This is a genomic window from Streptomyces sp. NPDC002044, from assembly GCF_040296725.1.
Taxonomy (GTDB): domain Bacteria; phylum Actinomycetota; class Actinomycetes; order Streptomycetales; family Streptomycetaceae; genus Streptomyces; species Streptomyces antarcticus.
The window spans coordinates 1-9,051 of record NZ_JBEOXU010000193.1 but is presented as its reverse complement, the minus strand read 5'-3'; the positions used below and the strand labels follow the sequence as shown (position 1 = coordinate 9,051).

At 73.0% G+C, this 9,051-nt stretch carries 8 protein-coding genes; 3 read left to right on the top strand and 5 right to left on the bottom strand.

Translation table 11 applies throughout. The annotated features are described in order from the left end of the window. Nucleotides 1-66: 66 nt before the first annotated feature. The 5 genes from ABT106_RS29075 to ABT106_RS29055 form a co-directional block, all read right to left on the bottom strand. Nucleotides 67-2,160 carry a prolyl oligopeptidase family serine peptidase gene (locus ABT106_RS29075; RefSeq protein ID WP_351283232.1) on the bottom strand — a complete coding sequence of 698 codons (2,094 nt, stop codon included), beginning with the start codon at nt 2,158-2,160 and terminating at the stop codon, nt 67-69. Between the two features lie 32 nt (nt 2,161-2,192). After that, a complete protein-coding gene (locus ABT106_RS29070) occupies nt 2,193-2,507 on the bottom strand; it encodes an NIPSNAP family protein (protein WP_351283229.1) in 315 nt (104 codons plus the stop codon). A 135-nt stretch (nt 2,508-2,642) separates the two neighbouring features. Then, nucleotides 2,643-3,644: an MASE1 domain-containing protein gene (locus tag ABT106_RS29065; protein WP_502979515.1), complete on the bottom strand. Its 1,002-nt coding sequence runs from the start codon at nt 3,642-3,644 to the stop codon at nt 2,643-2,645. A gap of 62 nt (nt 3,645-3,706) precedes the next feature. Further along, nucleotides 3,707-4,540 carry a PP2C family protein-serine/threonine phosphatase gene (locus ABT106_RS29060; RefSeq protein WP_351283224.1) on the bottom strand — a complete coding sequence of 278 codons (834 nt, stop codon included), beginning with the start codon at nt 4,538-4,540 and terminating at the stop codon, nt 3,707-3,709. A 94-nt stretch (nt 4,541-4,634) separates the two neighbouring features. After that, nucleotides 4,635-5,588, bottom strand: a complete 954-nt coding sequence (locus ABT106_RS29055) for a GlxA family transcriptional regulator (protein WP_351283221.1) — start codon at nt 5,586-5,588, stop codon at nt 4,635-4,637. A gap of 253 nt (nt 5,589-5,841) precedes the next feature. Between ABT106_RS29055 and ABT106_RS29050 the strand changes: the two genes are divergently transcribed. The 3 genes from ABT106_RS29050 (at nt 5,842) to ABT106_RS29040 (ending at nt 9,013) form a co-directional block, all read left to right on the top strand. Next, complete coding sequence (locus ABT106_RS29050; protein WP_351283218.1) at nt 5,842-6,549, top strand: DJ-1/PfpI family protein; 708 nt, start codon at nt 5,842-5,844, stop codon at nt 6,547-6,549. 81 nt (nt 6,550-6,630) lie between these two features. Then, nucleotides 6,631-7,110, top strand: coding sequence for a DUF2269 family protein (locus ABT106_RS29045; RefSeq protein WP_351283216.1), 480 nt, complete (start codon nt 6,631-6,633; stop codon nt 7,108-7,110). Between the two features lie 226 nt (nt 7,111-7,336). Then, a complete protein-coding gene (locus tag ABT106_RS29040) occupies nt 7,337-9,013 on the top strand; it encodes a carbohydrate binding domain-containing protein (RefSeq protein ID WP_502979514.1) in 1,677 nt (558 codons plus the stop codon). Nucleotides 9,014-9,051 lie beyond the last annotated feature (38 nt).

Here is a 9,051-nt window from a genome sequence, read left to right as displayed (position 1 = left end):
GGGGCTGACCGGCCGGCCCCGGTGCGCGGTCGTGGTGCGCGGCCCCGGTGCGCGGCACACCGCCACTCAGGTCGCGGCCGGGCCCGGACCGCGGTGCGGCGGTGTCAGCCGTTCCCACAGGAAGCTGTGGACGAGCGCCTCGTTGAAGGCGGTCTGCCGGTGGTCCGTGGCTCCGGCGTGGCCGCCGCCCAGATGCTCGTGGAAGAGCACGCTCTGGCCGAGTTCCCGGAGCCGGGCGGCCATCTTGCGGGCGTGGCCGGGGTGCACCCGGTCGTCCCGCGTGGAGGTGAGCAGGAGCAGCGGCGGGTAGGGCACGTCCGCGCGGGCCTGGTGGTACGGGGAGATGGCCATCAGGTGCGGCCGGTCGGCGGGGTCGTCCGGATCCCCGTACTCGGCGATCCAGCTGGCGCCGGCGAGCAGCCGGTGGAAGCGGAGCATGTCGAGCAGCGGTACGTGGGCGACGACCGCGCCGAAGAGGTCCGGGTGGCGGGTGAGCATGGCGCCCATCAGGAGGCCGCCGTTGCTGCCGCCCTCGATGCCGAGCTGGGCCGCGGTGGTGATGCCGCGGCCGGCGAGGTCCCGGGCCACGGCGGCGAAGTCGTCGAAGGCGCGGACCCGGTGGGCCCCGAGGGCGGCCTGGTGCCAGGCGGGCCCGTACTCGTGGCCGCCGCGGATGCCCGCGAGGACGTACGTTCCGCCGCGCGCGAGCCAGGCCCGTCCGATGACCGCGCTGTACTGCGGGACCTGGGAGACCTCGAATCCCCCGTACCCGTAGAGCAGCGTGGGGCCGGGGCCGGGGCGGTCCTCGGGGCCGATCACGAAGTACGGGACGCGCGTGCCGTCGGCGGAGGCCGCGAAGTGCTGGCTGACGGTGAGCCCGGCCGTGCCGAACAGGGCGGGGGCCTGCTTGACGGTCTCGCCGGGGCCCGCGCCCTCGCCCCGGTAGAGGGTGGCGGACTGGAGGAACCCGGAGACGTTCAGGAAGTACTCGTCGCTCTCGTCGGGTTCGGTGCAGACGACCGAGGCGGTGGAGAGCGGCGGCACGTCCGCCAGCGGAGCCCTGGTCCACCCGTGCCCGTCCGGTCCGGGGGTGAGGAGTTCGAGTCGGGAGGAGACGTCGGCGCGGGTGGCGAGGATGAGGTGGTGACGGGTCCAGTGGTGGCCGGCCAGCGCGGTGTGCTCATCGGGGGCGAAGAGCACGGCGGGCTCGCGGGCGCCGTCCGCGTAGCCCCCCGCCTGGTAGGCGTCGAAGTCGAAGGCGAGGAGGGTGCCGGCGGCGTGGCCGAGCCAGGGCGACTTCGTCGTGACGATCAGCCACTGGCGGTGCACGTACTTGACCGCGTCGTCCGGCACGTCGACCGGCACCAGACGCGCGCCCGCGCCGCCGGCTCCTCCTCCGTCTCCTTCTGCGGCTCCTCCCAGGAGGTAGAGGCGGCTGTTCCAGAAGTCCGTGTGGAGGGAGACGAAGTCCCTGGCGTAGCCGGGTGTGTGGTCGTGCCAGCCGTCGGCCGACAGGTCCGAGGGCTCCCCCTGGTGGACGAGTTCGGCTTCCGCCAGGGGCGTTCCGCGCTGCCAGCGGCGTACCTGGAGGGGGTAGCCGGACGCGGACATCGAGCCCGGGCCGAAGTCCGTGCCGATCCAGACGTGATCGCGGTCGATCCACCCGATCCGGGTCTTGGCCTCGGGGACTTCGTATCCGTCCCCGACGAACTCCCGTGCCTCCAGGTCGAACTCGCGCACCACGCAGGCGTCCGAGCCGCCGCGGGAGAGCATCACGAGGGCGAGGCGGTGGTCGGGCGCGAGAACGTCGCTCCCGCCCCAGACCCAGTCCTCCCCCTCGGCCTCGGACAGCGCGTCCAGGTCGAGGACGGTCTCCCAGGCCGGCCGGTCCTGGCGGTACTCCTCCAGACCGGTCCGCCGCCACACGCCCCGCACCCGGTCCGCGTCCTGCCAGAAGTTGTACAGGTACCGGCCCCGGCGGACGGGATACGGGATCCGGTCGGCGTCGTCCAGCACCTCGCGCACTTCGCGCTCCAGCACCTTGAACCCGGGCGCTCCGGCCAGGGCGTCCACGGTCTCGGCATTGCGTTCGCGCACCCAGGCGAGGGCCGGATCGCCGGTTACGTCTTCCAGCCACAGGTGGGGGTCTTCGTCGCTCATCCGCCGATTGTGCAGCACTCCGGCCTGAAGGGTCAGTGACCGCCGCCGTCGAGCGGCCGCAGGAAGCGACGCTCGTACCGCTTGATGCAGCGGGTGTCGCGTGCCAGGTCGAAGGCCGCCCGGCACTCCGGGTCGGACATGCTGTCCGTGCGGTACTGCTCGTAGACGGCGAGGCTGGGGAAGGAGAAGAGGGCGTAGGCGATGTCGCTGTCGCCCTCGCTCGGCAGGAAGTAGCCGTGGTGGGTGCCGCCGAACCGGTTGACCAGCCCCACCCAGCGGCGGCCGTACTCCTCGAAGTCGGCGAGCTTCTCGACGTCTATCTCGTACTTCAGATGAATGGTGATCACGGACCCATCATGCCGGGTACCCCCCGCGCCGGGCGCGTGGCGGTCGCTCAGCCTGCGCGTTCCCGGTCCGGTGATCGATCCGGGCAGCCCGACCGGCGCCCGTGGGGATACCCCCGGCCCGCGGCGACCGGACGGCTATCCGGCGTCCGGCCGGGAGTCGTCCGGCTCCCTCGGTACGGGCCAGCGGTGCGACACCCGCCCGGACGCGAGCTGTTCGACGACCTCGGCCAGCTCCTGGCACGCCTGCTCGATCCGCAGGCGGATGGTGTTCTGTTCGGTGACGAGCGCCGACAGGAGCAGCGAGGTCAGGGCGGCCGCGCCGTTGAGCGCCTGGAGGTTGGCCATGCCCTGGAGCAGCGTGTGGTCCCTGAACGGGCCGAGCCGGCCGACCGCGGCCGCGTTCGCCAGGACGGACACGAGCAGCATGCACGGCGCGCTGCCGGCCAGCTGGAAGCGCAGGGCGGCCCAGATCAGGAGCGGGAAGACGAGGAAAAGCATCGCGAGGCCGCTCCTGGTCGCCAGGAGGGTGATCCCGACGGCGGACACGATCAGGGCGCACACCTCGGCCCACCGGTACGTCTCCACCGGCAGGCGGGCCCGGCACAGCACCAGGAGCAGGGGCGTGATCACGAGCACGCCCATGGCGTCACCGGCCCACCACGTCCACCACACGGTCCAGAACCCGCCGTCCGGCAGGACGTCGGTGAGTTCCAGCAGCCCCGCACCGACGGTGGCGCTGATCAGCATCGGCAGCAGTCCGCCGAGGAAGACCAGGGCGACGCCGTCGCGCAGCCGGTCGAGCTCGACGCGGAAGCCGACGCTCCGGAGCATCAGGCAGGCGCAGACGGGGGCGAGGGTGTTGCCCGCGACGATCCCGAGCCCGATGGGGTCGATGGGGCTGATCGACTGGATGACGAGCAGGGCGCCGATCGCGATCCCCGGCCAGACGCCCAGGCCCAGCCAGAGCAGGCAGCCCAGGGCGATGCCGGTGGGCGGCCACAGCGGTGTGACGACAGCCCCCTCGACGACCACCTGCTGGAGCAGGCCGATGCGCCCGCCCGCGTAGTAGGCGGCGGCCACGGCGACGATCCGGAGCACAGCCGGGAACAGACGTCGGAAGCCCTCGGTGCGCATCACTGCATCAGACAACAGCCGGCGGTCGCCGCCGGCGCGTGACACGCGCTACGGCGCCGGCCGCGTCACCCGATCCGGAGGGGGCCGTCCTCGTGCCGCAGCACGAGCACGGCGGCGTCGTCCTCGTGGCCGGTGGAGTCGGCGACCTTCATCACCTCGGCCGCCAGATCGCCCGGATCCGCGCCGGCGCCCGCCCGGATCACCTCGGCCACCCGGGCCAGTCCCGCTTCGATCGGGAAGGAGGGGCCTTCCACCACACCGTCGGTGACCAGGACGAACGAGCCGGCCGTCGTCAGCGGGAGCCGGGTGACCGGGTACTCGGAACCCGACAGCATGCCGAGCGGGAGACCGCCCTCGTCCTCCACGACGCCGTACTCCCCGCCCGTCGTGGCCCACACGCCGGGCACGTGGCCCGCGCGGGCGCTCTGGATCTCCCAGTTCACGGGGTCGAAGCGGACGAAGGTGCAGGTAGCGAAGAGGTCGCAGTCGACCGACAGGAGGAGTTCGTTGGCCAGCCTGAGCACCTCGCCCGGGTCGGCCGCGGAGGCGGCCACGGCGCGTACGGCGATGCGGACCTGCCCCATGAAGGCCGCCGCCTCGACGTCGTGGCCCTCCACGTCACCGATGGAGAAGCCGAGGGCGCCGCTGGGGAGCCGGAACCCGTCGTACCAGTCGCCGCCCACGCTCAGGCCGTGGCGGGCCGGCGCGTACCGGGCCGCCGTGCGGAGCCCCGGCAGCGCGGGAAGGGAGGCGGGCAGGATCTCCCGCTGCAGCGCCTCGGCCAGCTCCACCCGGGCCTGGTGGAGCTCGGCTCCCTCCCTGGCCTGGGCGGTCAGCCTCCCGAGCCTGGTCAGCAAGTCGTCCGCGGTCGCCGACCGCGTGGACTTATGGGAGGTCATGGGGCGCTCCGAGGTACGTCCGTTTCAGGGCCCTGGCACGAAAACCCCGCCTCATCATATTTCGACTGCCCGGTATGCACACCGCGAGCGGCGTTCAGCCGGTGCGGGCCGTCTGGAAAGCGCGTCGGTAGGCGTGGGGGCTGGTCCCGACGAGGCGCTTGAAACGGTCCCGGAAGGCGGTGGGCGAGCCGAAGCCGACCTGGGTGGCGATCCGGTCGACGGGGTGCGCGGTGGTCTCCAGCAGGTACTGGGCCTGGCGGATCCGCGCGCGGTGCAGCCACTGGAGCGGGGAGGTGCCGGTCTGCTCGCGGAAGCGCCGGTTCAGGGTGCGGATGCTCATGCCCGCCCGGGCGGCGAGGTCGTCGAGGGTCAGGTCCCGGCGGGCGTTGTCCTCCATCCACCTCAGGAGGGGTTCGATCACCGAGCCGCGCGGCGCCGGCGGCTGCTCATGGACGATGAACTGGGCCTGGCCGCCTTCCCGTTCGAGGGGCATCACGGCGAGGCGGGCGGCGTCGGCGGCCACGGCCGAGCCCAGGTCGGACCGGATCAGGTGCAGGCACAGGTCCAGCCCGGCCGCGGCCCCGGCCGAGGTGAGCAGCAGCCCGTTGTCCACGTAGAGCACGCCGGGGTCGACGTCGACGGCGGGATGGAGGGCGGCGAGCCGGTCGGCGGCGAGCCAGTGGGTGGTGGCCCGCAGTCCGTCCAGGAGCCCGGTGGCGGCCAGGACGAACGCGCCCGTACAGATGGAGGCGAGGCGGGTGCCGTGAGCGGCGGCCCGGCGCAGCGCGTCGAGGACCTCGTCGGGGACGGGCGCCGAGGGGTCGCTCACTCCGGGGACGATGATCGTGTCCGCCTCGTCGAGCGCGGCGAGCGGCCAGGGCGCGCGCAGGGTGAAGGCACCGGCGTCGATCTCCTCGGTCGGCGCGCACACGCGGACGCGGTAGGCGGGGCGGCCGTCGGGGAGCCGGGTGCGGCCGAACACGTCGATCGGGGTGGACAGGTCGAACGGGATGACCCCGTCCAGGGCGAGGACTGCCACGGTGTGCATGGCCCAACCATAAGAGGCCACCGGGCCGGTCCGGTCCGCGGACGCTCTCCCCGTGCCACTTTCCCCGCAGGTCAGCGCCCTTCGGGGCGTGTTGGCCAGAACCCGTTGGCATCTGGCATTCCAGCCACTACAGCGCGGTCGCTCGGCTGACTACGGTCGGTGTCGGCGCCGTACCCGGTGCCGACGCCGCTCCCCGTGCCGATCGCGATGCCGGCGGATCCCCACCGGTCGCGACAGAGAGGAACCGCTCCGCATGCTGTGCCAGATCGTGCTGTTCGACGGATTCGACCCGCTGGACGTCATCGCCCCCTACGAGGTCCTGTTCGCCGGGGGGACGGCGGCCCCGGGCACGCTCCGCGTGGAGCTCGTCTCGGCGGAGGGCCCGCGCGAGGTGCCCAGCGGCTCGGGGCTCCTGACCCTGCGGGCCACGGCGGCGCTCGACCCGCGACGCGCGGACCTCGTCGTCGTCCCGGGAGCGGTGGGCCCGCTCGGCGATCCCGCGGGCGCCGGGGACACGGGGGACGCCGGGAGCGGGGACGCCGGGAGCGGGGCATCGCCGAGCGGGGCCTCCGTCCCCGCCCTGCTCGCCCGTTCCCTGCGGACGGGGCTGCCGGCTTTGCTCGGGGAGGCCCTGAGCCGCCCCGGCACGACGGTGGCCACCGTGTGCGGAGGTTCCGCGATCCTCGCGGCGGCCGGGCTGATCGAGGGGCGGCACGCCACGACGAACCACCTCGGCCTCCACCTCCTGGAGGCCGCCGGCGTGATCGCGGTCGACGCCCGCGTCGTCGACGACGGAGACCTGGTGACGGGGGCAGGGGTCACCTCGGGCCTGGACCTGGGCCTGTACCTGCTGGAGCGCGAGATCGGCCCCCGGATCGCCCACGCCGTCGAGCAGCTCTTCGCCCACGAGCGCCGGGGCACCGTCTGGCGCGCCGCCGGTCCGGCCCCGGCAGCCTTCTGACACCCGTACGCCGCCGACCCCCCGATCCGCCGCACCCACCCACCGCCGCGCCCGGCGCCCAGCGAAAGCACCGCACCCGTCATGACGAAGTTCCTCCTGACCGTCCACGTCCTGGCAGCCATCATCACCATCGGGCCCGTGACCGTGGCCGCCAGCATGTTCCCGCCGTCCGCCCGCCGCGCGCTGGCCGCGCCCGACCACGCGACGGCCCGTGCCACGGTGCTGACACTGCACCGCATCTGCCAGGTCTACTCCGTGGTCGCGGTCGCGGTACCGGTGTTCGGCCTGGCGACCGCCAACAGCCTGCACGTCCTCGGCAGTCCCTGGCTCCTGGCCTCGATCGTCCTCACCCTCGCCGGCGCCGCCGTGCTGGCCGCGCTCGTGCTGCCGCGGCAGAGGTTCCTGCTGGCCGCCCTCGGCGGCGCGCCGGGCGGGCCGGACACCGACGCCGCGGGGCGGGCCGCCCGGCGACTGGGCATGTACACGGGGGTGTTCAACCTGCTCTGGGCCACCGTGACCGTACTGATGATCGTCCGGCCGGGATCGACCACGGGGGCCTGACTCCGCGACCCGGATTCCGGATGCCGGACGGTCAGGGGGCCGCCGGTGAACGGAAGTTGGTCCAGACCTGTTGACGGCGGGCCATGCGGAGCAATAGGTTCCCGGTCACACGGCGGTCCCGGCACCGGCTCCCCCCACCCGGCCCACCGCCCTCACGGGACACCCCTCCCAGCGGCCGTACGCCACGTCTCGCGTTGCCCGTCACTCCCCCCACGGAGGCACTTCCTTGCGTACCCGCATCCGCACCCGTACCCGCCTCGCCTGCGGTCTGGGTGCCACCCTGCTCGGCGCGGCCGCGGTACTGACCTCTCCCGGCTCCGCGTTCGGCGCGAACATCCTCACCAACGGCGACTTCGAGTCCGGCACGACGGCCGGCTGGTCCTGCGGCGGAGGTCTGGGCTCGGTCGTGAGCTCCCCCGTGCACGGGGGTGGCAAGGCGCTGGCCGGCGCGGCCGGCCCGTCCGACACCGCCAAGTGCACGCAGACCGTGGCCGTCCTGCCGAACACCGCGTACACGCTGTCCGCCTGGGTCCGCGGCAGTCACGTGTACCTCGGCGTCACCGGCGGCGCCTCCACCTGGAGTTCCTCCCCCGGCGCCTACACCAAGCTGAGCGTCTCCTTCACCACCGGCGCCTCGCAGACCAGCGCGCAGATCTACCTCAACGGCTGGTACGGGCAGGGAACGTACTACGCCGACGACGTCACCCTCGACGGCCCCGGTGGCAGCGCGGACACCGTCGCCCCCACCGCGCCGGGCAACCTCGCCTCCACCGGTAAGACCTCCTCCAGCGTCTCGCTCGCCTGGACGGCCTCCACCGACAACGTCGGCGTCACCGGATACGACGTCTACCGGGGCGCCGACAAGGTGGCCACGTCCACCACCACCGGCGCGACCGTCACCGGCCTCTCCCCCCGCACCGCGTACACCTTCACGGTGCGCGCCCGCGATCTGGCCGGCAACACCTCGCCGGTGTCCGAGAGCGCCGCCGTCACCACCGACGACGGACCCGTCCCGGCCGGCTTCAAGCAGGCGGCGCCGTACCTGTACCTCGGCTGGGGCAACCCGCCGAGCGCGACCACGGTGATGAACGCGACCGGGGTGAAGTGGTTCACCATGGCCTTCATCCTGTCGTCCGGCGGGTGCAATCCGGCCTGGGACGGCCAGCGCCCGCTGACGGGCGGGGTGGACCAGAGCACGGTCAACGCGATCCGGGCCGCGGGCGGCGACATCGTCCCGTCCATCGGCGGCTGGCAGGGCAACAAACTGGGCCCCAACTGCGCCACCCCCGAAGCCTTGGCCGGCGCCTACCAGAAGGTGATCGACGCGTACGGACTGAAGGCCATCGACGTCGACATCGAGAACACCGACGAGTTCGAGAACGCGGTGGTCCAGGACCGCGTGCTCGGCGCCCTCAAGATCGTCAAGCAGAACAACCCGGGCATCAAGACCATCCTGACCTTCGGGACCAGTACCACGGGACCCACCTCGTGGGGCAACCGCCTGATCGAGCGGGCCAAGGTGCTGGGCGCCGACATCGACGTGTTCACCATCATGCCGTTCGACTTCGGCAACGCGTCGACCGACATGTACGCCAGCACCGTCAGCGCGACCGAGGGGCTCAAGACCAAGCTCAGGTCCACCTTCGGCTGGGACGACGCCACGGCCTACGCGCACATCGGCATCTCCGGGATGAACGGCATCAGCGACACCCAGGAGACCACCACCGTCCAGGACTGGACCGGGATCCGCGACTGGGCCAACTCCCACCACATCGCCCGGCTCGCCTTCTGGTCCGTCAACCGCGACCGCGGCTGCCCGGGCGGCGGGCTTCAGGAGACGTGCTCCGGCATCGCCCAGAGTGACTGGCAGTTCACCTCCATCACGGCCGGCTTCACCGGCTGATCCGGACCGCCGTCCGTGCTCCGGCCCGCGGGCCGGAG